Origin of the sequence: Capillibacterium thermochitinicola (genome assembly GCF_013664685.1) — a bacterium.
GTDB classification, from domain to species: domain Bacteria; phylum Bacillota; class UBA4882; order UBA10575; family UBA10575; genus Capillibacterium; species Capillibacterium thermochitinicola.
Map to the genome: position 1 here is coordinate 75,980 of NZ_JAAKDE010000004.1, position 24,946 is coordinate 100,925.

The 24,946-nt window shown below is 48.1% G+C and carries 21 protein-coding genes; 6 read left to right on the forward strand and 15 right to left on the reverse strand.

Translation table 11 applies throughout. The features are described from left to right. Positions 1 to 43: 43 nt before the first annotated feature. From G5B42_RS02525 to G5B42_RS02535, 3 genes are all read right to left on the reverse strand, one after another. Positions 44 to 1,054 carry a LacI family DNA-binding transcriptional regulator gene (locus G5B42_RS02525; RefSeq protein ID WP_181338872.1) on the reverse strand — a complete coding sequence of 337 codons (1,011 nt, stop codon included), beginning with the start codon at positions 1,052 to 1,054 and terminating at the stop codon, positions 44 to 46. 29 nt (positions 1,055 to 1,083) lie between these two features. Next, positions 1,084 to 2,166, reverse strand: coding sequence for a glycoside hydrolase family 15 protein (locus tag G5B42_RS02530; protein ID WP_181338873.1), 1,083 nt, complete (start codon positions 2,164 to 2,166; stop codon positions 1,084 to 1,086). Between the two features lie 108 nt (positions 2,167 to 2,274). Beyond that, the gene (locus G5B42_RS02535; protein ID WP_331274021.1) at positions 2,275 to 3,786 is read right to left on the reverse strand and encodes an extracellular solute-binding protein; all 1,512 of its coding nucleotides are present in this window, start codon (positions 3,784 to 3,786) and stop codon (positions 2,275 to 2,277) included. Positions 3,787 to 3,961: 175 nt separating this feature from the next. Between G5B42_RS02535 and G5B42_RS02540 the strand changes: the two genes are divergently transcribed. Continuing rightward, positions 3,962 to 4,678, forward strand: a complete 717-nt coding sequence (locus G5B42_RS02540; protein WP_331274025.1) for an SDR family NAD(P)-dependent oxidoreductase — start codon at positions 3,962 to 3,964, stop codon at positions 4,676 to 4,678. Positions 4,679 to 4,832: 154 nt separating this feature from the next. Next, the gene (locus G5B42_RS12070; RefSeq protein ID WP_269206137.1) at positions 4,833 to 5,513 is read left to right on the forward strand and encodes a TetR/AcrR family transcriptional regulator; all 681 of its coding nucleotides are present in this window, start codon (positions 4,833 to 4,835) and stop codon (positions 5,511 to 5,513) included. A 35-nt stretch (positions 5,514 to 5,548) separates the two neighbouring features. Here the strand turns inward: G5B42_RS12070 and G5B42_RS02550 are convergent, their stop codons facing one another. Together G5B42_RS02550 and G5B42_RS02555 are read right to left on the reverse strand one after the other, a co-directional pair. Beyond that, positions 5,549 to 7,912, reverse strand: a complete 2,364-nt coding sequence (locus G5B42_RS02550) for a GH36-type glycosyl hydrolase domain-containing protein (protein ID WP_181338877.1) — start codon at positions 7,910 to 7,912, stop codon at positions 5,549 to 5,551. Positions 7,913 to 8,162: 250 nt separating this feature from the next. Next, positions 8,163 to 8,507 (reverse strand): YmaF family protein, encoded by a 345-nt coding sequence (locus G5B42_RS02555; protein ID WP_181338878.1) that lies wholly within the window; start codon positions 8,505 to 8,507, stop codon positions 8,163 to 8,165. A 207-nt stretch (positions 8,508 to 8,714) separates the two neighbouring features. Between G5B42_RS02555 and G5B42_RS02560 the strand changes: the two genes are divergently transcribed. Continuing rightward, positions 8,715 to 9,017, forward strand: coding sequence for a hypothetical protein (locus G5B42_RS02560; protein ID WP_181338879.1), 303 nt, complete (start codon positions 8,715 to 8,717; stop codon positions 9,015 to 9,017). Positions 9,018 to 9,101: 84 nt separating this feature from the next. Here G5B42_RS02560 and G5B42_RS02565 read toward each other — a convergent pair whose 3' ends face one another. From G5B42_RS02565 to G5B42_RS02575, 3 genes are all read right to left on the reverse strand, one after another. After that, positions 9,102 to 11,270 (reverse strand): oxidoreductase, encoded by a 2,169-nt coding sequence (locus G5B42_RS02565; RefSeq protein ID WP_181338880.1) that lies wholly within the window; start codon positions 11,268 to 11,270, stop codon positions 9,102 to 9,104. A 69-nt stretch (positions 11,271 to 11,339) separates the two neighbouring features. Then, on the reverse strand, positions 11,340 to 11,786 hold the full coding sequence (locus tag G5B42_RS02570; protein ID WP_181338881.1) for an aconitase X swivel domain-containing protein: 447 nt from the start codon (positions 11,784 to 11,786) through the stop codon (positions 11,340 to 11,342). A gap of 69 nt (positions 11,787 to 11,855) precedes the next feature. Next, positions 11,856 to 13,139, reverse strand: coding sequence for an aconitase X (locus G5B42_RS02575; RefSeq protein WP_181338882.1), 1,284 nt, complete (start codon positions 13,137 to 13,139; stop codon positions 11,856 to 11,858). Positions 13,140 to 13,527: 388 nt separating this feature from the next. Between G5B42_RS02575 and G5B42_RS02580 the strand changes: the two genes are divergently transcribed. From G5B42_RS02580 to G5B42_RS02590, 3 genes are all read left to right on the forward strand, one after another. Then, positions 13,528 to 14,322: a hypothetical protein gene (locus tag G5B42_RS02580; protein WP_181338883.1), complete on the forward strand. Its 795-nt coding sequence runs from the start codon at positions 13,528 to 13,530 to the stop codon at positions 14,320 to 14,322. Beyond that, complete coding sequence (locus tag G5B42_RS02585) at positions 14,315 to 15,028, forward strand: methyl-accepting chemotaxis protein (RefSeq protein WP_231133173.1); 714 nt, start codon at positions 14,315 to 14,317, stop codon at positions 15,026 to 15,028. The genes G5B42_RS02580 and G5B42_RS02585 overlap by 8 nt, the downstream gene beginning before the upstream one ends. 276 nt (positions 15,029 to 15,304) lie before the next feature. After that, positions 15,305 to 15,880: a DUF2937 family protein gene (locus G5B42_RS02590; protein ID WP_181338885.1), complete on the forward strand. Its 576-nt coding sequence runs from the start codon at positions 15,305 to 15,307 to the stop codon at positions 15,878 to 15,880. A gap of 23 nt (positions 15,881 to 15,903) precedes the next feature. Here the strand turns inward: G5B42_RS02590 and G5B42_RS02595 are convergent, their stop codons facing one another. From G5B42_RS02595 to G5B42_RS02625, 7 genes are all read right to left on the reverse strand, one after another. Then, positions 15,904 to 16,803 (reverse strand): PorV/PorQ family protein, encoded by a 900-nt coding sequence (locus G5B42_RS02595; RefSeq protein ID WP_181338886.1) that lies wholly within the window; start codon positions 16,801 to 16,803, stop codon positions 15,904 to 15,906. A 197-nt stretch (positions 16,804 to 17,000) separates the two neighbouring features. Then, the gene (locus tag G5B42_RS02600) at positions 17,001 to 17,579 is read right to left on the reverse strand and encodes an outer membrane beta-barrel protein (RefSeq protein WP_181338887.1); all 579 of its coding nucleotides are present in this window, start codon (positions 17,577 to 17,579) and stop codon (positions 17,001 to 17,003) included. A 443-nt stretch (positions 17,580 to 18,022) separates the two neighbouring features. Continuing rightward, a complete protein-coding gene (locus tag G5B42_RS02605; RefSeq protein WP_181338888.1) occupies positions 18,023 to 19,045 on the reverse strand; it encodes a LacI family DNA-binding transcriptional regulator in 1,023 nt (340 codons plus the stop codon). A gap of 89 nt (positions 19,046 to 19,134) precedes the next feature. Beyond that, positions 19,135 to 21,558, reverse strand: coding sequence for a GH36-type glycosyl hydrolase domain-containing protein (locus G5B42_RS02610; RefSeq protein ID WP_181338889.1), 2,424 nt, complete (start codon positions 21,556 to 21,558; stop codon positions 19,135 to 19,137). Between the two features lie 134 nt (positions 21,559 to 21,692). Continuing rightward, on the reverse strand, positions 21,693 to 22,961 hold the full coding sequence (locus tag G5B42_RS02615) for an extracellular solute-binding protein (protein ID WP_331274022.1): 1,269 nt from the start codon (positions 22,959 to 22,961) through the stop codon (positions 21,693 to 21,695). 102 nt (positions 22,962 to 23,063) lie between these two features. Next, positions 23,064 to 23,993 (reverse strand): carbohydrate ABC transporter permease, encoded by a 930-nt coding sequence (locus G5B42_RS02620; protein ID WP_231133174.1) that lies wholly within the window; start codon positions 23,991 to 23,993, stop codon positions 23,064 to 23,066. Continuing rightward, positions 23,983 to 24,885, reverse strand: a complete 903-nt coding sequence (locus G5B42_RS02625) for a carbohydrate ABC transporter permease (RefSeq protein WP_231133175.1) — start codon at positions 24,883 to 24,885, stop codon at positions 23,983 to 23,985. Before G5B42_RS02625 ends, G5B42_RS02620 begins: the two co-directional genes overlap by 11 nt. Positions 24,886 to 24,946 lie beyond the last annotated feature (61 nt).

The window sequence follows — 24,946 nt, forward strand, 5'->3', positions numbered from 1 at the left end:
ACAGGAGAAGGAAGGAGGCGTCAGATGACGCCTCCTTCCTTCTTTATTTTTGAAATAACTCTTTTACCGTTTCCCGCTCTTGAATGGTATGGGGCAGGATCCGGCTTTCCATTTTCTTACCCTGCTCGATATTGTCAATCAACATCATCATTCCCAGTTCACCCATGTGGTAAAAGGGCTGGCTTAGCGTGGTCAAGGGAGGGATTGTCATCTCCGCGATCTGGGTGTTGTCATACCCGATGATTGATAAATCATCAGGTACTTTAATTCCCCGTTTATAAGCACAGACCAACGCCCCGGCGGCCATTTCATCACTGGCGGCAAAAACGGCCGTCATTCCGGAAGCTGTCTCCAACAGTTGCGCCATCGCCTTGATCCCACTGCGAAAAGTGAAATCGCCATAAGCGATAAACTCCTCCCCCAAGGTGACTCCGTACTCCGCTAAAGCCCTCTTGTATCCTTGAATCCGGGGAAAACCGGCAATCCTATCTTCTTTGGTCCCACTGAGCATCCCGATGCGCCGGTGTCCTTTCTTTAAGAGATAGAGCGTGGCATCATAGGCGGCCGCTTCGTCGTCCACCTTCACGTAAGGCAAGGTTCCCCCCGCATAACAGGTCGAAACCAAAACCACAGGCTTTTTGAACTGAACTAATTTTCTATACTGAACCGGGGTAAGGTTTGCACTGACGACAATGATGCCATCCACCTGTTTTTCTTTGAGCACATCCAAGTATTCCAGAGTCCGGATGCCGTCATTGTCGGTATTACAAACAATGACGCTTTTTTCATTGTTATGCGCCTGTCGCTCGATCCCCTTTAACATCTCGGAAGTAACCATACTCGAAAGGCTAGGCATCAGAATCCCAATGGTATGGGATCGTTTACAGACCAGCCCTCGTGCGAGGGCATTAGGCTGGTAACCAAGCTCCTTAATGACCTTCAGCACCCGGCGCCGGGTTTCCTCCGTATACCCCGGCAGGTTATTGAGCACGCGGGAAACGGTCGCCACCGATACCCCCGCTTCCCGAGCCACATCCTTGATTGTCGGATTCATTAAGGATCCTTCCCCTCACTATCTTACTGTCACCGGTTTGTCAAAGCGGTTGTTAACTCATCCACCAAAATCAGATACATCGCATGGGACCATAAAAGCGGCTGGGCAATAGGCCCCCACTTCTCAACCCAGTTTTGGTAAGTGCTTTCCTGATTAAGGTTGATGGGTACTTGCTCCGGCAGTTCGCCCCGGTCGTTGGCCTGGGCCTCGATCCATTCTTTAATCCGGATCGCTTCCTGGACCCGCCTTTCAAGTAAATAATACCAGCCCAACCACGCCGTTAACAGGATCCAGGCGCCACCCCCGTAGTAGGTATCCTGTAGATAGCGGTGGACACCCTGCTGCTTTTTGAAAAGATCCCGTTCGATCCGCCCGACTGTCGCTTTCAAGACCGGATCGTCCAGGGGAAACAGGCGAAACGGGACCGCCATCCAGAGTAAACTGGCATCGACTCCGGTAAACCCGTTCGCTTTGACTATATGACCATTATGGACAAAGTGGTCTTTGATATAACTCTTGATCGCTTTTACCGTCGCCCCGATGTCCGCTCGTTCCAAATATTGATTTATCCGCTCCAGCCCGCCGGCAATACACGCCAAAGTAGACGGGTGGACCAAATCCACATATTCCTCCCAACAATCATAGTTCGGCTCTGTCCAGAAACTAAGTAAATAATCAACGGTTAACGCTATTCCTTTTTGATACCGATCGAGTAATTCCTTCCGGCCGGTAATTTTTATATGTTCCGCAAGGCCCCAAAGCCAAGTTCCATAACCATCCAGTTGAAAATTGGCCCAGTTATCATTGGTATCACTTCCATCCAAACGGTAGCGGGTGGGTAAAAACTCCTGCGGGGTAATGGGCAACCCTTGTTGCTTCCTCCCTATTAAATCCCGGACTTTCTCTTCCCGGGCCGCAATGACCTGTGCCACCCACCGGTAGAAGCGGTCAGCCGAATCGACTTCACCCACCCGGTCCATCGCATAAGCGATAAAGCTTCCATCCCGCAGCCAGCTGTACTGATAATTTTCGAAGTTTGGCGAGGCAATATAAGCGCCTGAAGCATCCTGATTCTCTTTAATTATTTCAATACTCCGTTCTCTTAAGTCCATCGGTTCTACCTCTCTTCTCTTAATGCTAAGGGGTTTTGGGTTGTCATACAACCGCTTATCCCCACCCTCTCTTTTGGTGCCTAATTCAGGTGAAAACCGGATTGAGGGTTATCCCTTGATCGCCCCCCGCATCACGCCACTGATAATCCACTTTTGCGCAATAATGTACACAACAATAACCGGGGACAAAACCATCAAATAGGAAGCAAAGGCCAGATTATAATTGGTATCAAACTGGCTTTGGAAGACAAACTGGACCAAAGGTAAGGTCATTTGGTCGGGCCGGCTCAGCATGACCAGCGGAAGGAGGAAATCGTTCCAAACCCACAAGACCGTTAAGACACCAACGGTCGCGTTGATCGGGGCCATCAACGGGAAAACGACTTTCCAGAACAGCTTCCAGACACTGCAGCCATCCACAATCGCCGCTTCATTATCCATAACTCTCAGGAAGGCTGGAACATCTTTCTTCAAAAGGAACTCCTGAATCAGATTGGCCACTTGCATTCCCGGTGGATAATAATGGTCGGCAAAACTGGTGATTCTACCGGTTTCAAAGTATTCTCTGATACCGACGAGATCCGGCGAGGTCTGATAAACTTCTTTTACCGCCGAAAAGAGATTTTCCTGGTTGATATAATACTCGGCATTTTCTTTTTCCAAGATGAAATAGATGAATTCGAGCGCGATTTTATTGTGCCGGCCGCGGGCCGGGATCGTCAGGACAGTGTCAACCCCGGAAACCAAGCGGTTTTTCGCTGGATCATTGGTCGCCGGCAGGGAGAATACACCAATATTAATATCGGGATTGGCGGCTTTAATCGAACCAATAGCCCAGATCCCCTGGAGATACATGACGGATGCGCCATTGGCGAAGGCCGTATTCCCCTGGTCATAACCGACACCAAAATTATCGTTGTGACCGTAATTTAACAAAGCAAGCATTTTTTCGGCAACTTCCGGGTACCGTTCGGCAAAGGAAGTCTGGCCGGTTTCCATTTTGTCAAAGAAATCATCGCCATGGAGATTAGAAGCCAAAGTATTCCAGGGAACCATGCAGGTCCAGGCGTCTTTAAATGTCAAGTACAACGGGACTTGCCCTGCTTGTTTAATCTTTTCAGCGGTGGCAATAAATTCATCCCAAGTCCGGGGAACCGTCAAACCAAGTTCCGCATATTTATCCTTGTTATACAATACTGTATTGGCATTGGCCGAATAGGGGATGCCATTCGGAACTTTCTTCCCGGCTAAACGGTTTAGCATTTCAATGTAAGAGCTATGTACCATGTTAACAGCCCGTTCTTTCGAGAAATCGTATAAAACGCCGGCAGCGGCCAATTCGCCATAGGTAGCATTCCCGCCGATGGCCATAATGTCAGGAATGTCGTTTTTAACCAGGCGTGCTTTAATGACGGTTTCGGCATTGGGAACAAAGTTCTGTTCGATGTCCACCCCGGGATGGGTCTTTTCGAAGCGGGCAATTAATTCGTCAAATGTTTTAATTGCCTCCTGTTTATTTTGGAAAAGCTCCAGTTTAACCTTGGCGGCACTGATATTCAAGGTTGAAAAGACGAAAACCATCACCAACAGGACAAGAAAACCGTATCTTACTTTTTTCACCATAATTCCTCCTTTTTTAATCTTTTGGTGACTGACTTTGGCGCTATCTCTCGCCCCAACCACCGCCTTTCTTCTTGTCTCGAACGTAAACGTTTACGTTCTCAAAAAGGGACCAACCCTTTATAATTATGAAAACCAGCAGTTAAGTTACCCTTCTTGATGTAATTAACAGAATATAAAAGCAGAAGACCTTGCTTCCCAAAAACAGATCCGGGAGTTGGCAGCAGCAATCACCAAGCAAATTAGGGATGAGAGGAACGGGGTTTTAGATGTCTTGATTAATAACGCCGGTACTTTTAGCAGCTGGTTTATGACAACCGACGAGGGGTTCGAGCTCCAGTTGGCCGTGAATCACTTGGCTCCGTTCCTGCTTACCCACCAACTAATGCCCTTATTGATGGCCGCACCGGCCGGGCGGGTTATTTCCGTCAGTTCCGGTTCCCATTACGGCACGATAATGTACTGGAAAGACCTGCAACTTCGGAAACATTATAATAGTTTATGGGCTTATAAACAGTCAAAATTAGCAAATGTCTTATTCATTGCTGAACTTGACCGGCGCTTCGCCACTACTAACTTCAATCTTCGCGCTTTCGCCGCCGATCCGGGACTTGTTAATACGGAGATTGGCTTAAAAAACACTACCGGTCTGGCCCGCTGGGTGTGGCAAAAGCGACGGCGTAAAGGGCGTCGTCCCGAAGACGCTGCGGCAACCAGCATCTTTTTAGCGAGTGACCCGGCAGTCCAAAAGTCGGATGCCATCTATTGGAAAGACTGCAAGCCTACTCCGCCTAGTCGGTATGTTAGAAAAGCCGACGCCCGACAGCGCTTATGGATTTTATCAGAAAAAATGTGCGGGATTAAATACGCCGATTATGGTTTAGGTTCTTAATTCAATTTACCGAAATTCCATCTTGGTTGAAAACAACTCTTTGTCCATGACAGGTCGGGTTAAAGTTGTTCCCTCTTGACTGAATAATTCTCCTGGGATAAAGTAGGAATGAATAAATCTGCTTAAAGCAGATGTTTTAATGAGGGTGACAGGTATGGTTCAAGATCGTACTGCCGTCAAAACCAAAATTATTCTGGCCACAATCGAATGCATAGAAAAAGACGGCTATAATGCCGTCACCACCCGGAATGTCGCACAGGCCGCCGGGGTTAACAATGCCGCTATTAACTACTACTTCGGGTCCAAGGATAATCTCTTGGAAGAGACTTTTACTTTTACCCTTAGCCACTTTTTTATCGATCTCAATGAAATCTTGAAAGATCACAATTTGAATACTTACTCCCTACTCAAAGTCTTCTTGTCCTTTTTATTGGAAGGACTTATTAATTACCCCAATTTGGTGAGGGCTTATTTTTCGGTTCCTGATGTTTTCCATAAGTTCGGTCAATCTTTTCTCCGGCAATTGGAACAGTTCCTGGAGACTATAGCCGAACGAATCCGAAAGGAAAACTCAGCTTTGACGGAAAGGGAAATTCGCCTCTCCCTGATGCAGATTATCTCCGTTATTATCTCCTTATGTTTACCACTGGATCTTTTCCATGGCTTTTCGGGGCTTGATCTGAAAGATCCCGCCACGCGAACGGCCTATATTGATCACCTGCTTACCCGCTATCTGAATTGGGTAAACCCCCTTGAAATCAAGGAAGACGAGCAAAAAGTAGCCCAATTGTTGGATAAAATCAAGAATACCCTGGATTTTGACCGGCCGGATTAAACGGCCGGTCTTTTCTGTTAACTGTTCCTTTTTGCTCATCCCAGTACCACTTCAACCAGATTCTCGTTTTGCATTTGGGCAAGGGGAATCACCTTCCCAGGTATGATTTTTCCGTTCAGTTTCATTTCCGCCACGCCCCGGCCCGTCCGGTGGGGGTTGCGCACTTTAATCGTTAACTTTTTCCCCCGGAAGCGGCGGGTGACTTCAAAGCCGGGCCAATCCTGGGGAATCACCGGGTCAATTACCAAGCCGTCGTAGGCCGGCCGGATCCCCAGAATGTATTGGCTGACCGCCACAAAACTCCACGCCGCCGTCCCGGTCAGCCAGGAGTTGCGGGCCCGGCCAAAATACTGCGGGTGTTCTTTGCCGGTGATAAACTGGGCGTAAACATAGGGTTCCATCGTGTAAACGTCGGCCCGGTCGTTTTTGGCCGCCGGCAAGAAGGACCGGTAGTAGGCAAAAGCCCGGTCACCCCGGCCCAGCAGGGCTTCGGCGATCACCGCCCAGGTGTTGGTGTGACAAAAGATGGCGGCATTCTCTTTGAGGCCGGGCGGGAAGTCGGTGACCGCCCCCACTTCCAGGATATGCTCCCGGTAAGCCGGGTAGTTTTTGATAATCCCGTGTTCCGTCGCCAAAAGCTCCTGTACACTATCCATCGCCTGTTTAAGCCGGTCTTCCGCCGCCACCCGCGCGATGACCGCCCAGGTTTGACTGTTGAGGAAGATCTTGGTTTGCTCACTCTCCTGACCGCCCAGCTTCTTGCCGCTGTCCAGGTAACCGCGGAGGAACCACTTGCCGTCCCAGGCATACCGGTCGATACTCTCCTGGATGGCCTGCCGGTATTGGCGAAAATGGGCGGCATCCGCCTCCTGCCCTAAATAGGAAGCCAAAGTAATGAATTCATCCAGGGCCAGACAGTACAAGAAAGTACTCCAGATGCTTTCCCCTTTCCCCTTCAGGTTCAGGCAGTCGTTCCAATCAGCCGCCAGACCCAGTAACAGGCCGTGGGGCCCCCGTTTGCTCCAGGAAAACTCCAAAGCTTGCTTCAGATGGTCGTAAACGCTGGCCGTCCCTTCGTCGGCATAAGGCACCATCAGGTTCAAGAAGTCGAAATCTCCTGTCTCCTTCAGGTAAGCCGGAACGGAAATGAGCAGCCAAAGATGGTCGTCGGAGAAGATGCGGCTTTCCTCCGGCACATTATGCGCCCCCTGTGTCCAGGTTAAGGGTTGGACACTATGCATCGCCGCCCCGAACGAGAGTTGCCCTTTTAATAAGTCAACCAACTTATCCCGCACTAAATCGGGGATGGCATGGACCACGCCTAAAGTATCCTGGTTGGTATCCCGGTAACCCAAGCCGTCACGGCCACCGGCTTCGTTGAACGAAGCGGACCGGGACCAGTTAAAGGTGGTATGACACTGGTACTGATTCCAGATGTTCACCATCGTATCCAGCTCCGCCGACGGGGTCGCACAGGTGAAGTGGGCAAGGCGCTCCGCCCAGTAGTCCTGCAGTTTTTGGAATTCGGCGGCAACTTGTTCCCGCCGGGCATAACGACGGCGGCATTCCACCCCGTAAGTGGCCGCATCACCAATCCCCAGAATAAACAGGGCGTATTTTGTTTCGCCCGGTTTGAGGGTGAAGCGGTTCTGCAACGCAGCACAAGGATTACCCCCCTGCGCGAGGGAATTGGCACAAACCCCTCTTTCCACCGCTTCAGGGTTTCCTTCGTGCCGGTAAAGGCCGATAAAAGCTTCGCGGTCGGTATCAAAGCTGACCACCGGTAAAACCGAAGCCATAAATCCTTGCGGTCGTTGGTTCGGCCACAGGCGGATTGAATAATCAATGATCCCTTCCTCCAAATAACCCATGCGGCAAGTGTAAAGGATATACTGGAAGTTGGTCAGGTCCTGGTCCATATGCCAGAAACACCACTCCGCATAGGTAAAGAGGGAAAGATCCCGCTCTTCACTGCCGGTATTGGTCACCTCCACTTCCCAGAGTTCAATCGGCCGGTCCACCGGGACGAAGACCCGAAATTCAGACTTGATCCCCTTGTACTCACTCTCAAAAACGGTGTAACCCAAACCATGGCGGCAGATATTCTTGTAGACCGACAAGGGTTTCCCCACCGGTTGCCAGGAAGCCGACCAGTAGTCGCCATCGGTATTGTCCCGGAGATAAACATACCGGCCCGGACGGTCCATGGGAATACTGTTGAAACGAAACCGGAGCAAGCGACCGGTCTTTGCCGACTTGTAAAAAGCATAACCGGCGGCGTTGTTCGAAATAATTCCACAATAATCGGCTGTTCCCAGGTAATTTACCCATGACATCGGTGTCACCGGATTCAAAATAATATACTCCCTTTTCTCATTGTCAAAATAACCGTAGCGCATTGGCGTCCCCCCTTATGCTCTGGATTTTCCGGGTATCACATCCATCGTCCCGGTCTGACGACGGATGTTGTGATTTTGTAAATATTCTATTCACCGGATACCGGATATTACCTGCCGCCAACTGCCGAGAAATTATACTGTTTTCGTTTTTTCTATCCATCGTCCAAACCCCATGCAAACATAAAAAAAGCATCCGCAGAGCTCTGTGCTCTAGATGCTTTAAAACCTTGCTTTTTTAAAATTCGAAGGCTTACCTCCCTGACGGATTTTCAATGAGGGTCGCCACCCGAAACTCGTGGCGATGACCGTCATCCAGAGTGGTAATTGCTTGTAAAAAGTGAACGTGCCGGTCGCCAATGGGAATGGCCCCTGATGTGCGACCACAAAACTCATGGTAGTGATCGGCAAAGAAATCGGTACGGAACTTCACTTCATGAACATGATCGCCCATCCCGATCGGAATTATTTCCCCCGACACGGTCGCGAACCGGTGGTCGTGTTCCTCCCGTCCAGCAAGGCGGGTACTCCCTAAAACTTCGTGGACATGGGTTTGGTTCTCCGGTCGTCCCTTGGAATCATCTCTATAATAAAACATCTTGTTCTCCCCTTTTTACCTTACAACATTCCAGAAATAGCTTACGTTTTTTCTTGGCAAATGTGCATATCCATTCGGTTGTTTATTGCTAATGTCCCACCCAAAAGAGTAATTTCTATGCTTTTTCACTTAGTTGTTTAGCCCCGTTCCAATTGCTTATTTTTTATTACATTTGAAGTAGCAACTGCAGATCAAGGTCATCATAGGATGTTTTACAGAGACGGAAAGGGGGGAACAACCATAACCAGGCCGCGCCTTGAAGAGATCTGTGATGTGTTAAAAAGACTAAAAGGGGAAAGGGTTCTTCTCCTCTTGGAGTCGGGCGATCGGGAATGGGTCAGAGTCGTTGCCGTCATCGATAGGATCCTCGTCGCCACGCTTGACAGGAAGTTTATTTTTGTCGATTGTAATTGTATCTGTGCCGTGATCGCCGATTGTTTGGATGTCATTGCCGATCAATTTGGTTTGTCGTATGAAGAAGAAAATGCTGTGGTAGAAGGGGAAGAGTAAAAAAAAGGAGGCCATCCTTACGGCCTCCTTTTTTCAGGTAAGAATAAGCACTGTTTCGGTAAAGAAACATCGCATTAAAATTGGCTAAATTGACCGGGCTACTTCGTTAGCGGAAGTAATCGCTTCCCAAGCCCGTCCCGGCTCCCGGGCATCTCCGATACAGTATATTTCCGGAGCAGCTTGTTCCCTTAATAGCTCATAATAAAGACGGTCATCGGCCCGGCCACCGGTGGCGTAGATCACATAATCCGTATCGATTGTAATCTCTTCCACGTCATCCGGATTTAATGGCCGGTCAAAGGGATTATGGATGTTTTCGGGAATCAAGGTATGCCAAGGCGTATAAGGATCTTTCCGCTTACGGTTGGCCATGATCACGACTTTTCCTGGCATCATCCGGACGACCTTGGAAGAAGTAAAGGCTTGAACCGGTTTGGCCAAGACATCTTCCGGCCGTCCCGAGGGCGAACCTTTCCCCATCATCATCCATAATAACATACTGCGGTTGGCATGAACCACACCGGTCATTAGGTTTGGTAACATTTCAACAACGGTAACCTCCATCCCCTGTTCGTAGGCGAGGGAGTAAGCGATTTCACACCCGACAACACCGCCACCGATTACCGTAACTTTCTTGACGTCCGCAGGCAATTTCATTCCTTGCCAGAGAAACTCCCGGGCTTCGCTGGATGGAATCTGGTCTTGTCCTTCGATCTCAGGAAGAATAGGCTTTAAACCATTGGCACAGATGATCACATCGTACTTCCCTTTTAATTGTTCCGGCCCTACGGTTGTCTGGTACTTGATCTCCAAGCCCTTCTGGCTCAGCAGATCCATTTGGTATTGAAGATTCCGGAGATAGCGGGCGACGTCATGTTTGATCTTCATCCTCCCACCAGCCGCCAGTTGCCCGCCAACCCGATCGGTCTTTTCAAAGAGCGTCACCTGGTGTCCCCGGGCCCAGGCCGTTTTGGCAGCCTCACAGCCCCCGGGGCCAGCACCAATAATCGCCACCTTTTTGCTTTTGTCCGCTTTGGTCAACCGCTTGGTATCCTCAAAGCCGGTATAAGGATTGACGGTGCAACAAGGATGACCGCCCATAATGAAGGATTGGATGCAGCCTTCCTGGTCACCGATGCAATGAACAATCTCCTGCACCCGGTTTTCCCGGACCTTCTGGGGCCAGTAGGGATCGGCCAGGAGCGGACGGCCTAGCATGAAGAAATCAGCCCAACCTTTGGTCAGAACCTCCTCCGCCTTATCCGGGTCACCCAATTTACCGACGGCAATAACTTTGGCCTCAATCTTATGCTTCCGGAAGAAATCTTTCAACCGACCAGCCATCTCTTCCACATATGGAATATCATCAAAATATCCGGGAGGATGGGGCCAGAACCAGTTATCATAACAACCCTTGTCCACGTCAAAGGCATCAACACCGGCTTCCGCCAAGGCTTTACAGAATTCTAACCCCTCTTCGATGGTTCTTTCTACTCCCCGGAACCGCCGTTTAAAGATCTCATCGCCGTAGGATTCACGGAGGCCCTGGGTCAGATCCACCCGGTAGATAATGGGGAAATCTTCCCCGCAGGTTTTTTTGATCTCCCGAACCACATCAATGGCAAACTGAAATTTATTGCGGTAACGTCCGAATTTCCTCCGGTTCCAAGGTGCTGAAGTCAACTGGTCCATTAAATAACCTTCGTGACCATGGAGTTGGACCCCGTCAAACCCGGACACTTTGGCATTAATGGCACATTGTCCGAAACTCTTCACCATCTTCCGGATTTTCCGGTCACTGAGGGGGAAATGGGGAAGTTGCGGCACGTAGAAATTGCGGTTCAGCGAGGCCGATTTTAGAATCTTCCCCTTGAGAAAAGGCTCCGGCGAGCCGACCCGCCCCAGTCCAGCGGTTAACTGGATAAAGATCTTGGCATCATAAGAATGAACACCAGCTACTAAGTCACGCCAACCAGACAGCCGTGTCCGGGAGGAACCGTCAATCCGGGGGAAATAAGTAGTATCATTATCCTCCGAAACCGTCGGGTCGATCCCGTAGGAGACCGGAACCAAACCGGTGATCAAAAGTCCGGTTCCGCCCTTTGCCCGTTCCACAAAATAGTCAATCATCTTCGCCAGCGGACGCCCAATCGGATCGGCCATATTGATATTGCCCATCGGGGCCATGATAATACGGTTTTTCACTTTACACTTGCCGATTGTCCCCGGCTCAAAAATCTTTTGATAACTCATCTGTCTACCCCTTTCCCGTATGTTTTTTATCCGAAGCTGTGCACAGCCACGATGATTATTCAACTGCTCCTAACTGCAGACCAGAACCGTCCCATCCTCTTTGATCTCAATGGTTTGGCCGTCTTGAACCGCATTTAAAAAATCGGTGCCCAGTTGATCAATGGTAATTACCCGCTTTTTCAGCCAAACCTCACTTAAGATAAGACCAGCCGCCGCCAGCGAATCAATATGTTCCGCAAAGAGCATCGCTTTTGGTCCCAGCCCCATCTGGATCACGGTTTCCAAAACCATTCCCCCGGTTGTTGACCCAATTGTCTGCGGGAGACAGATAATTTTATTCGTAAGGTCCTTTTTGTAAAGATCCGGGTTATTCTGATCGGCACAAATCACCCGTTTGGCCTTTTTCAAAGCACTCTTTTGATAGCTGGCCAGTATGTTCAGTCCCTGACGGGAGACCACAGCTTCGCCTGTTGTGTTACCCGGCAAAACAACCCGTCCTTTAAACACTTTCTTCATCCTTGTATCCCCCTTTATCTGAACAGTCCTTCCCGCAAAAAAGCGGTTCCCGACTTCTTCCATTCAGGTTCAGCCGTGAACAATCCGGTTCAAGATTTCATCATCCAGCAAAAACTTGGCCGTCGTATATGTCCGCAGTTTATTCGAGTTGGTAATCACCGGTTTTTTCGCACATAAGGGATTATTCATATACATCAAAGCACAGATGGAGGTAAGACGTGTGCCGGTAGCCCGTAATTGATCATATCTCGTCCGATCCTTGGCGAACGCGGCAACAACATCCGGTGCCGCACAAAGGATCGTCGGGATCGCCACCTTTTTCCGACCGGCCTTGGCCAAAGCTCCCATGATCGCATCGGACCAGCTTTCCAACTGCTGAAGGGAGAGGTGCGGACAGCCGATAAAGCAGAGTTTTGGTTTCGCCCCAGGCTGCTTCCACATTAACGGGTAGGAACGAATCACCCGTTCAATCTCTTGATCATCAATAACGTAAGTCTGGTAATCTTCAGTGAGAAGATTCCTCCCTTGTTCGACGGCTTCAGGCGTCAAATTCTCCACATGGTAGAGGCCAACCGCGCCATTGGAAGCACTCGCCGCCCCCATATCCTTCAAATAATCACGTGTCGCCGTAGTAAGCTCACGCCCTAAAAACTGGTCAAGCCCTGTGATGTACGGAACATCCTCCACCACTTTCATCCCGATGGCGCTACCCAACACTTGCGCATTGGGCAAACGGGAAGTCTTCACTTCCACTAGCCATTTGGCTTTCCGCCCCTCATCTGTTAAAAGTCCAAATTCGGGGGCTTTCCCAATCAGCCCGCAAAAAAGTTCAATGATGCCCGAGTTTCGATTACTCCGCGCTCCCAAGACGGAATTGGCATAAACCACCGCCGAAGATTCGGCCCAAGCAAGGATATCTCCCTTCGCCGGAACATTGCCAACCTGCGGAAGGTAACAGGTACAACTGAAGGCGTTATCATCCTTTAACCCTACTTGCTGTAACTGTTGTTCATACTCTTTTTGCTTTCCATACATTATGCTAAATACTACTTTCTCTAAGGGGTTACATCTAACATTGTTATAATCAAGAGGCCGGGGGTCCACCGTAAATGGCTTCTCGGTTCGCAAACCCGAGGCAATTAATTCATCCATCATCTCAAAAACGGGTTTGAGAAGCGGGATCCCGAAAGAAGTCACCAGGTGCACTGGACCATCCAAAGGCACCAGCCGTTTTGCCCCAAAAACCTCTCCATACAAGACAACCGAAGCCATCACTTTTTGTAGTGTTTCTCCTTGTTTTCCCTCTAAGATCGCTTTTTCTTCCGGCGTTAATTCCATCTTAAACGGAATCACTTCCTAAATCACTCCTTTGACCACCGTTTTCAATATTTAAACTTCAATATTATTTTAAATTTTCCTTTTCGAACATTACAATCTGATTAAAGAAGGGCATAATTAAATAACTTTTATAACATTCATTTGCTTTGGGCCGCCCTATTTTCTCGCTATTCAGTTCAATGCAGGATGGGCACCAAAAACTACAGCATCGCTTGGTCTCAATCCTGAAAGAACTTTGTCGCCTCCTTTAACAGCGTGTTTTGCAGATAATTCTGAAGTGTTTAACATATTATTTACCTAATTCTTCCTTAACTTTTCCTACCGTATAGTCGATGTAAAAATATAGATGTATAATTTTGAAGAAAATTAATATTCCAAGGTTTGCTCAATTCGGAGGTGTCAGATGGAACCAGTTAATTTGTTAAGAGAACACGAAAAATGGGCCAATAGGGTCTGCAGCACACTCTTGTCAATTTTCGCTATTTGTGCCATCCCCGTTTTTTTTGTGCTCCAGAATGTCCCTTGGCGATGGCGGATTATCCTCGCGGTTGTTGGCTTGATCACAGGTTGCTTCTTTGTCTACTTCGGAAAAAACGAACAAACCAGTCAATACACAAAATATGTCACTGCTATTTTTCTAAATGCTTTTGGTTTTCTGATGACTATAACCATGGGGGAAGGTAACCGGTCAGTTCCTTTTTATTTCTTTTCAATCTTGGCCTTTTGTTTAATCTATCTTCAGCCCGGCGTAATCTTAATAGCATTTATTGGCACTCTTCTCAGCCATGGGATTATGATGTCCTTCTTCCCAGAACAAATTTTTGCTCTCCATCAGCCCGCCATGTATATCTACGCCGGTTTTATTTATCTTCTCTACGCCCTGGCGATCCATACCATTGCGCAAAAAGCCCGTCAATTACTGAATGATTTCAAACGGCGGGAAGAGGAAGAACGGAAAATAAAAGAAGAACTCCTGAAGATTCAAAACCAAATTGCTAATACAGCCGCCCGCCTCCATAGTACCAGCCAAGAACTGGCCAATGGAGCAAGCAACCTGATGGCCGCCTTCCACGAAACCGCCTCTGCTATCGAACAGATGACCCAGATGGTCGATGTTGAAACCCTGGAGGTAACCAAGGTCGCAAATACAGTAACCGAGATTAATGCGATTGCGGACCACATAAAAAAAAATGTCTGACCGGTTGACCAGCGATTTCCAGCAAACTGAAGAAGTATTCCAGCATGGGTCCTCTCTTATGTATTCCACTATCGAGCGGATGAAAAAGGTCGGTTCCCAGATTAATGAAGTAGCCAAAGCAACTTGGCGTTTGAAGGATAGTTCGTTAAAGATCAATGATATCGTCGGCTTTATGAATGGAATCGCCGAAAAAACCAACCTTTTGTCCCTCAATGCCAATATTGAAGCAGCCCGCGCCGGCCATGCCGGAAGGGGCTTTGCCGTTGTGGCTACCGAAATCAGTAAATTATCGGTCCAGTCGGCACAGGGTACGGAGGAAATTAAGAATATCATCGACGCCACGCTGCTCGATTTAGAAAATGTTTTAGAAGCGATCGATCGGAGTCTGACCATTGTCGAACAAAACGCCGCAGAATCCAATACGGTCACGACCGAAATCACCAACATGATGACGAATATCCGTCAAAATTCCGCGCAAATTAAAGAAATTTATAACGCCATGGAAAAATTGACCCAGATCAGTAATACCATTATGGCCGGGACCAATAATTTAGCCGCCATCGCCGAGGAAACGTCGGCCGGTACGGAAGAAATCTCAGCCACCACCCAAAACCAAACCAAAAACTTGGATAAAATTGTGGAGCAAAGCAAAACATTGGAACAAATGGCTTCTTCCCTGGACACCCTCGTCAATCCAGAAAAATAACGGTCTGCAATGTGTCCCCCAACCGGTTACCAAAGCGCATGGCTACTGAATTGCCATTCTTCCAAGTAAGATTGGCTAGTTGGGCTTGGTGTCGACGGAAGCGAAGATAAAACCAGTTAAGTCAGAAAAGGAAAAACGACGCCTACGCGTCGTTTTGTTTTACGATAAAGGAATTTAACCATTTTCGGAGAAAACTTAATTTAGACAACTCTGCCTAGCATGGGCATAAAACAAGATGGTAATGTGGACCAGTACCCACCAAAGGAAGTGTTATTTATGCATAAGCTATGGAAACTTCCGTTCCGCTTTCTCAATGGCTTAATTGACCGGGCCATCGCCGTACTGGGTGTTGTTGGGTTTGCCCAATTTCCCCAGTTTTTTGCGCAGTATCTGCAGAGATTAGGCGGCCATCTGGCCGAAGCCCAGTTCCTGCTTCTCAGCTACGAATTAACCGCCGAATACTTCAATATGACCCTGGAGGAGTACATCGCCACCCATCTCCAATCGGGCAACGAAATCTTTGCCTCTTCCGGCCAACTCATTGTCGAATTAATGAACAGAATCAAGGCCTTGGAAAACTCCTTTCTTGCCCTCAATAACGCCCCGGCATATTCCCGCTGGTGGGTTTTTCTAAAGGAATACGACCTTGAAATTGTCAAAGAAACTTTGTCCATTTTTACGCCGGGGATCCCTACCACGACTGAAGGGCTAATCTACGGGGCCTGCGGATTGCTCGTCGCGTGGGTAGCATATATTATGTTTAAAGCGTTGCTTAAAATTTTGGTAAGGATCATCACCAAACCCTTCTCGCGGCGACGAAGATTAATGTTTCCCACCCAGAAGCAGGCGTAGAAGGATTAGGTCCCTATTTTTGCTTAAAACTTATAGGTAAATCCTAACATATGGGTATCCCCTAGATCATCCCCCAGGTATACATAATCCAAAGCGCAATTCCCTCCACCTGCCCCCAAACCGAAAGTCTTGTTTCCTCTCTCCAACCCTGCCCTGATGGATAACTGGTCAAACTTCTGCTCCAAGCCAATCCTAAATCGGTTGTCCATCGGCACTTCCTCCAGCATGTCATAGATGGAAGCACTCACGAGCAGTGAATCCGTAATACGGTAAGAGAAGCCGGGGCGGACGTTGCGGATGTAATACCATTTTTCTCCATAAAGTATAAATTCCGGACGGTTAATATCCTGGATCAATAACCCGAAAGCTAATCTATCGTCGGCCTGATAAAAGACGCTTAAGTCAAAGCTGAAAAACTCGGCTGAATCTGTCATCAAATTAAAACCCTCAACATCATCAAACCCGAGACTAAAGTACATATACCTTATATTTCCCCCGATCGACAGTTGTTGGGTAATTTTTTGGGCCAGCGAAAAGATTAACCACTGTATTTTATTGTCTACATAAGTTAAAATCTCATAATCATAGTAATCTATGTAATTCAGGTAGTAATCGGTAATATTGATATAGCCTACCGCATAAGCCATGCCCGACTCTTCGTTATAAGAACCAACAGCTAGAAAATCATCGTAATTGATAGTATCCCGGTTGTTTAAAGTCCTTGTCCAGGTGAATTCAGGTTCTTTAAGTTGAACTAGTCCCGCTGGGTTCCAATAAACGGCATTAATGTCATCGGCGACCCCAATAAAAGCGCCTCCCATCGCCAGCGGTCGGGCCCCGACACAAGCCATTGTGGCCTCGGTAAAAAAAATTATAAAACCTAACAATAAGAGCGATCGTAAAAATGTCTTCACTTTTCTCATAATCCCACTCCCCTCCTTATTCCATAAAAGAATTCATGCTGCAAATTTTGATAGGCACCGATATCAAGCGTTATGTAATTATATTATTTCCAACATCGAAGTATGTAGGACAAAGTTAAGCCCAGGCTTATATGTTCCTGGGCTTACTTTAATGTTCGGCTACTTCTTAACTTTTCTTAACTTATTATGAAGCTTTGTTAGAATTTATACCCAATAGACACCCCGATTTTTGAGTAATTCCAGATTAACTCATAATTAACCCCAATATCTTCATCTAGTACAATTTTTCCATTATTCATGGAATATAGGATTTCTAATTGCAAGGTATCTGCGAATATAATACCGCCACCAAATCCGTAGAACAAACCGCCTTTAGTCTTTAGTTCCTCTGGAAGATCTTCAGCTTGGAATAAATTATACCCAACTTTGCCTGTGAAATAGAAAGAAGGACTAACATTATATCTACCTAGTACATAAAGCGGAACAAAATTAAATCCTTTTTCCGCACCTTCATTTTTCCGCTTTAATTGGTATTCTACTCCAACCCCGACCACTAGACTTTCATTCATATCAAAAAAGTATTCCCCACCTATGGAAATTCCCGTCTCTGTATCGTTTTTCTCCTCTAATATAACGATGCCCAGCACTTTCCCCTGGATTTCCACTTGCCCCCCAACATCCGCGCCTACTTTAATTACTCCCCCGGCCAATGCCGAACCTGCCGATAATACCAATAAAAGCACGATAATAGTCAGAGACCTCAGTACTTTCCGCACAATACTACCTCCTTTTAAATATTAACAATAAATATTCTATTTACACAACGGTTTTCCTGCCGCCATTGTCATAAAATTTATTTTTTATTTCCTTTAATACTTTTTGGATCTGGGCCTATATTTAGGTTTATATCATTTAGCCAATCAACAACTGGCGAATATATAAGCGTGCTTCACAAGGCCTTATCCTGGAACAAGAACAATGCTTTCCCCTTATCTTTGTTGTAAAAAAATCGAAGCCCGGGTTCAACCCTGGGCTTCGTTGGATTAGTTCTTAAAGTCGTCTGGATTTGTTAAAACTTATAACCAAAGGGGACCCCTGTTTTTTTGTATTCCCAACTTGAGTTCTAATCTGTTTTTATTTTCCTCAAGGATTTTTGTTTAAAAAATAAGCCCGGACTTATTCACACCAGGCTTATTTATATTTATTCATTATTTGCCTCCTATCTGTTGACCACCGAGTGCATGCTCCGCGCCACAAATTCCGTGTTAAGGATGATTCCCGGGACTTCCCCGCGACCTTCATTGACGATGCTCACGATCATTCGCCCGGCTTGCCGCCCCTGTTCGTAGGAGGGGTTCGTAATGGAAGAAAGATGGGGGAAGAGCTTTTGGGTCAATGGCAAATTATCTCCCGCCACGACCTGGATGTCATCAAGGTTAAGGCCCAAATCAAAAATCGCCCGGATCAACCCGTAAGTCATGGGGTCGCTTGCACAGATAACCGCCGTGATATCCGGATGTTCTTTATACAAACTCATAAATTGTTCATAACCATCTTCAAAGGTAAAATTACCTTCCCGGACCAAGCTCGGGATATAAGCAATCCCCGCTTCTTTAAGGGCTTGAACGTATCCTTCCAATAGATCATTCCGGTTATACATGAAAAAGCTGGCCGACTTGTTCAAAAGCCCGATCCGCCGGTGGCCAAGGGAGATTAAATGCTGGGTTGCAAAGTAGCTTCCCGGGGTCTGATCAACCTCGACAAAATTACTTTTTTGCTGGTCAAAGCAGATGCCCAACGTAACATAGCGCAAATTTTTGGCTTGAAATTCCTTGATAATCTGGTCAATCCCGTATGAAGGATAAAGGATCACCCCGTCCACATTGCGGTTTTTCGTGAGACGCAGCGCTTCTTGGAGGGCGTCTTCTTTATGCCTCGGCACCGAAACAATCAGTTCAAAGCCGGCCGCCGACACATAGTCGTGCGTTCCCCGCAACTGCTCCATCATGTTCGGATCCTGAAAGACAAATTCCGAACCATAAGGGACGACAAAACCGATCATGTTGGAACGGTTTCTTTTTAGACTAGCGGCAATCACATTCGGATGGTAATCCAGTTTTTCGATGGCTTCTAAAACGCGTTGGCGTGTCTCTTCGGCCACCAGGTGGCTTTCATTAAGAACCCGGGAGACAGTTTTCGCCGATACCCGGGCCAACTTCGCCACATCGTATATGGTCGTCATCGGTCTTCTTCCCTTATAAACAAAATCTGGTTCTGAAGGCTATTTTCTTATAATATACACAAAATTTACGGACAGTGTCAACAAACAATTCAGGTCCGGCATTCAACGGTTACGCGTTTTTGCCCGGGAAGAGCCCGGACCACCCGGCCGCTCACTTCTCCGCCCGTAACCGCCAGCCGGAAATCGCCGGACATCCGGTTGTCGATGGTTATTTCGTAAACGACACCCCGAAAGACTCTTTTGACCCGAACTGTTTTCAACTCCGGCGGGAGACACGGGTCAATAATCAGCCCGTCAAAATCCGGGCGGATGCCGAGGATATGTTGGGTAACCGCCACGTACGCCCAGGCTGCGGTCCCGGTCAACCAGGAGTTTTTCGCCTCGCCGTGTCGTTTTGAATCGTCGCCGGCAATCATCTGGGCGTAAACATAGGGTTCCAACCGGTGAACATCACTGATTTCCTCACGGTATGCCGGGGTGATTTTTTTATAATAATTGAAGGCTTTCTCCGCCCGCTTCAACTTTGTCTCGGCAATCATTACCCATGGGTTATTATGACAAAAGATCCCGGCGTTTTCTTTCACCCCCGGCGGGTAGGAGGTGATCTCCCCCAGTTCTTTCCGGTAAGTTGTATAGGCCGGATAAAGCAGTTTAATTCCATGTGCTGTGGCCAGGTATTTTTCGACCGCATCCAGGCTGCGGACGGCCGAACCGTCGTCCAAGCCTAACCCCGCCATGACGCAAAAGCCCTGGGGCTCAATGAAAATTTGCCCCTCGGCGTTTTCCTTACTGCCCACCTTTGCTCCCTGGTCATCATAGGCCCGTAAAAACCACTCCCCGTCATAGCCGTGTTCCATCACCGCTTTCCGCATCCGGTCAATCGCAACAGTTAACTCCCGCGCTTCCGCCGTTAAGTTTAACTTTTCACACAACCGGACATACTCGGGCGCAATGTAAAGAAAGATGGCCGCAATCAGCACCGACTCCGCCGTTTTCCCGTCTTTATTGACACAAGTCTGGAAAGACTCATCCGGATTTTCGGAAAAACAATTTAAATTAAGGCAATCATTCCAATCCGCGCGCCCGATGAGGGGCAGACCATGCGGTCCCAGATTGTTCAGGGTAAAGCGTAAGGAAGTTCGGAGGTGATCATGAAGCGTCGCGCAGGCCGAAGGTTGATCCGCATAGGGAACCTGTTCCGTCAAAATTCCATAATCTCCGGTTTCCTTGATGTAAGCTAAAACCGAATATAACAACCAGAGGGGATCATCGTTAAAGCCGCCGCCGATCTCTTCATTCCCCTTTTTGGTTAGCGGTTGATACTGGTGGTAGGCCCCGCCGTTACTGAACTGCGTAGCTGCCAGGTCCAAAATACGCTGTCGTGCCCGGTCCGGTACCATGTGCACAAAACCCAAAATGTCCTGATTCGAGTCGCGAAAACCAATTCCGCGGCCAATCCCGGACTCAAAATAAGAGGCACTCCGCGATAGGTTGAAGGTGGTCATGCATTGGTACGGGTTCCAAACGTTTACCATCCGGTTTAGTCTCGGATCATCACTTTCCACCTGATAGCCGCTTAATGTTTGCCCCCAATAATCTTTTAATTCCGCAAACGCCCTTGCCACCGCCGGGCCGGCTGCGAATTTCGCCATTATTTTTTTGGCCGGTTCTTTATTGATGACCCCCGTTTGCACAAACTTCGTTGCCGGGTCGTTTTCGACATAGCCCAGGACAAAGATTAATTCCCTCTCTTCCCCGGGCAAAAGCCGGAGGTCGAGACAGTGGGAGGCAATCGGCGCCCACCCGCAGGCCAGCGAGTTTTTGGGCTCACCGTCCATTACCACCTGGGGATTGTGCAAACCATGGTAAAGGCCGAGAAACTCTTCCCGGTCCGTATCAAAGCCGGTCAACGGATGATTAACCCCATAAAAGGCATAGTGGTTACGGCGTTCCCGGTATTCGGTCTTATGGTAGATCACGCTGCCCTCCACTTCGACCTCGCCCGTGCTGTAATTCCGCTGAAAATTGGTCATGTCATCATAGGCGTTCCAAAGACAAAACTCGACAAAGGAGAAGAGACGGATCTGTTTCGCCGCTGCGGTCGTATTACGAAGGAGCAGCCGGTGTACTTCACAGTTTTCATCCAAAGGAACGAAATAAAGGACCTCCGCAGTTAACCCGTTTTTTGCCCCGGTGATCTTGGTATAACCCAGACCATGGCGGCACTCATAATGATCCAACTTGGTCTGCACCGGTTGCCAAGTGGGTGTCCAAATGGTTGCTTCGTCTTTGAGGTAGAAATAACGCCCTCCCGTATCAAGAGGGATGTTATTATAACGGTATCTGGTAATCCGTCTTAATCTCGCATCTTTATAAAAACAATAGCCGCCACCGGTGTTGGAGATTAAGCCGAAGAAGTCCTTCGTCCCAAGATAATTAATCCAGGGATAGGGCGTCTGCGGTGTAGTAATTACGTATTCTTTTTTTTGGTCATCAAAATAGCCGAATCGCAATCTCTTGCCCCTCCGTTTCTACTGCTTCTTTTATGAAAACAACGTCCCACTTGGAAAAGGGCTGCACCGTTACCCCTAATTTTTAAGGAAAAAGGGAAGAGCGTTTCCCGCTCTTCCCCGGCACGCTCTTCTCCTTACCTTTCCCGTTTCAAGACATCGTTGACACGGTCGGCGGCCGCATTGAGATGTTTCTTCACCGTGTTTTCATCATAAGTGCCGTTCACGTATTCAGCCAGGATGTTTTTGAACTCCTGTTGCACGATGTTCTCGATATCTCCCCAAGTTGCCAAAGGTGGATAAGCGGTCGCATATTCCAAAGTTGTCTTAAAGGTTTTCCAGACGCCGGACTCGTAGTAAGGATCATTGTAGGCATCGATTGTTGCCGGCAGCATATGGGTCAGATTCTTCGTGTATTCCACCATGTTCTCGGTTTGGAGCAGGAATTTGGCCCACTCTTTCGCCGCCGCTTTATTCCGGCTCGCTTTCAGAATGGCCAAGTTACTACCACCGGAGAAGGACGCTTTACCCTTGGAACCGGCCGGCGGTTCAACCACGCCAAAGTTCAAACCCGGGTTTTGCTGCTCAATTCCAGCAATATTCCAGGGTCCCATGTAGCACATGGCCACGTTCCCATTGATAAAGGCCGCGTCGGCTTGGGGTTGATCGTATTCGGCGCAAGCCGGCGAAGCGTATCCTCTTCTGACTAAATCCACATACCATTTCATCGATTTCACGCCAATCTCGTTATTGAAGATCGCCGCTTTGTTATCCTTGGTCAGCAGACTACCACCGTTCGCCCAGAGGATAATCGACCAGTTGTGCAAGAGGTCCCACGCATTGGTACCGGCCAGCGAAATGGCGCTGCCCTCGCCAAAGGTGGCCACAATCTTCTCCGCTACTTGGTAGAGTTCGTCATGGGTCCGCGGCGGCTGCACACCGGCCTTTTTAAACATATCTACATTATAAAATAAGGCGCGGGTTTCTGCAAACCAGGGAATACCATAGCATTTGCCTTTATAGGTGGTCGATTCGTAGTTGGCTTTCATGAAGGCATCTTTACCGCCAAATTCACGGATGTCAATCTCCTCAAGTCCGCCGGTCGCAGCTAACTGCGGATTCCAAGTGGTTCCCACTTGAAAGACGTCTACACCCTCACCCGTAACGATCGCGGTCGAAATCCGCTGCCAAGCCACATCCCAACCGACAATCTCCAGGTTGACTCTAACCCCGGTTTTGGCCTGGAATTCTCTGGCCTTCGCCTCAATCCAGGGGATGTGCGTCTCGTCCGGAGCGTTGGGCATCGCCCAGAAGGTAATGGTTGCGGTCTGCCCAGCTATTGTCATCGATGTCACAAAAACGATACAAAACACCAACCACAAAACAAGACTAACCTTTTTCTTCACCGTAATACCCTCCTCATCTTTTTTTTCAATACTTTTATTCTGGTGGTCAACCAAGAAAAACCCTCATCCCTCCTTTTCCGGCATAGATTCTACCGCTTCCGGTCAGCCCTTGGTCGCGCCACTGACCAGTCCTTCCACAATCTGGCGTTGCATTAATGTAAAGAGAATTAATACTGGTAAGGACACCAAAATACAGGCGGCCATCATCCCTGCCCACCGGGCTTGTTGTTGTGTAATATACTCTAAGATTCCCACCGCCACCGTTTTGGTTTCCCGCCCCGTTAAAATAGAGGCGAAAAGGACTTCATTCCAAGCCATGATAAAGGAATAGATGCCGACGGCCACGATGCCCGGTGTCGATAAAGGTATGATCACCCGGAAAAGAGCCCCCGTCTTGGAACAACCATCAATTTGCGCCTGTTCATCGATCTCCCGGGGTACCGTGTCCAAAAAGTTTCTGAGCATCAAAATACTAAAAGGCAGGGCAAACGTGGTATAAGTTAAAATCATGCCCGGATAGGTGTTACGCAGTTGTAGGCCTAAATACCGGTTGACGAGGGTGAAAAGGATAAAATACGGAATCAGGAAAGAGATCCCCGGAAACATCTGAGTGGCCGCCACCCCTAAAGTAAAAACTTGTTTCCCTCTAAATCTATAGCGGGATAAAGCATAAGCGGCACTGACACTGATCAAAATCGAGAAGAACATACTGCCAAAACTGATAATCAGACTGTTACGAAAATAGTCAAGCATGCGAACGGTTTTGTTCACATTGGCGTAGTTTTCCAAGGTGAAGGTGCGCGGGATCCACCGGGGTTCCAGGCCTGGGCGCATTACATCGGCCGCTTGGATCTCCAAAGTGGTTTTAAACGAACCGGAAACCATCCAAAAATATGGGCCTAATACAAACAGCAGAACAAGAACGACCCCCGCATACAGCAAGATTCTTAAAACTGTTTCCTTTCTCAGTGGCCGCTTCCCGGCTTGGATCTCCATCCGCAGCGGCACCCCTTTTTTCTCCTCAACTTTCATGACCAGCCCCCCTTTTGATCCGCAAAGCAAATACGGTCAAAATCAAAATAATCCCCATTAAAACGACGGACATCGCCGAACCCATACCGTAATTCAAATTGCTAAAGGCTTCCTGAAGAATAAAGGTGGAGGGAACATGGGCTTTACCCGGATCGCTGCCCAGCATTATATAGAATTGGTTAAAGGCGTGAAAATTCCAGATCACATTCAGGACCAGCAATGTTTTCGTGACAGGGAGTAACAAGGGGAAGGTAACATGTTTAAACTGTTGCCATGGCGTGGCCCCGTCAATTTTGGCAACTTCGTAAAGTTCAAGGGGAATCCCCTGCAAACCGGCGAGGAGAATGAGGCAGGCAAAAGGCCACCCTTTCCAGATGCTGGCGACGATAACCGCAAATAAAGCTCGGTCGCCGACCAACCAGATCAAAGGCTCTTTAACCAGGCCCAGTTTTAAGAGATACTTATTGACCAAGCCAATCCGGGCTTGGAAAATAAAGCGCCAAACGTTGTAAGCCACCGAATCCGGTGTGATATAGGGCAAAAGAATTAAACCACGGACATACGTCCGGCCAACAAACTTGCGGTTTAACAACAGGGCAACCGCTAAGCCAATCAGATATCCGGCGGGGATCGTCACCAACCCATAGATAATCACCGTATAAATCGAGCGCAAATATTTGGCCCCCACGGCAAACTGGCCGCTGAATATTTTGCTAAAATTCTCAAACCCGACAAAAGGGGCCTTGGTCCACTGCGCTAAAGTGTAAACATTAAGATCTAAAAGACTAATGTACGCGCCCCAGATGATCGGTATGGCATGGACGAACAACATACAGATGAGGGCCGGTAACACTAGTAAATAGACGCCTCTTTTCGCTTTAAAATGTGGCATATTTCCTCCTCCCTTAAAAGGCAAAAACTGTATGACATCGTTGTCATCTCTATTATAGCAT

Coding starts and splice junctions, on each gene's coding strand:
- G5B42_RS02605 (WP_181338888.1), bottom strand. CDS start 19,045: ATGACGACCATATACGATGTGGCGAAGTTGGCCCGGGTATCGGCGAAA.
- G5B42_RS02625 (WP_231133175.1), bottom strand. CDS start 24,885: ATGCCACATTTTAAAGCGAAAAGAGGCGTCTATTTACTAGTGTTACCG.
- G5B42_RS02525 (WP_181338872.1), bottom strand. CDS start 1,054: ATGAATCCGACAATCAAGGATGTGGCTCGGGAAGCGGGGGTATCGGTG.
- G5B42_RS02590 (WP_181338885.1), top strand. CDS start 15,305: ATGCATAAGCTATGGAAACTTCCGTTCCGCTTTCTCAATGGCTTAATT.
- G5B42_RS02620 (WP_231133174.1), bottom strand. CDS start 23,993: ATGAAAGTTGAGGAGAAAAAAGGGGTGCCGCTGCGGATGGAGATCCAA.
- G5B42_RS02550 (WP_181338877.1), bottom strand. CDS start 7,912: ATGCGCTACGGTTATTTTGACAATGAGAAAAGGGAGTATATTATTTTG.
- G5B42_RS02580 (WP_181338883.1), top strand. CDS start 13,528: ATGGAACCAGTTAATTTGTTAAGAGAACACGAAAAATGGGCCAATAGG.
- G5B42_RS02585 (WP_231133173.1), top strand. CDS start 14,315: ATGTCTGACCGGTTGACCAGCGATTTCCAGCAAACTGAAGAAGTATTC.
- G5B42_RS02570 (WP_181338881.1), bottom strand. CDS start 11,786: ATGAAGAAAGTGTTTAAAGGACGGGTTGTTTTGCCGGGTAACACAACA.
- G5B42_RS02595 (WP_181338886.1), bottom strand. CDS start 16,803: ATGAGAAAAGTGAAGACATTTTTACGATCGCTCTTATTGTTAGGTTTT.
- G5B42_RS02555 (WP_181338878.1), bottom strand. CDS start 8,507: ATGTTTTATTATAGAGATGATTCCAAGGGACGACCGGAGAACCAAACC.
- G5B42_RS02530 (WP_181338873.1), bottom strand. CDS start 2,166: ATGGACTTAAGAGAACGGAGTATTGAAATAATTAAAGAGAATCAGGAT.
- G5B42_RS12070 (WP_269206137.1), top strand. CDS start 4,833: ATGGTTCAAGATCGTACTGCCGTCAAAACCAAAATTATTCTGGCCACA.
- G5B42_RS02560 (WP_181338879.1), top strand. CDS start 8,715: ATGTTTTACAGAGACGGAAAGGGGGGAACAACCATAACCAGGCCGCGC.
- G5B42_RS02565 (WP_181338880.1), bottom strand. CDS start 11,270: ATGAGTTATCAAAAGATTTTTGAGCCGGGGACAATCGGCAAGTGTAAA.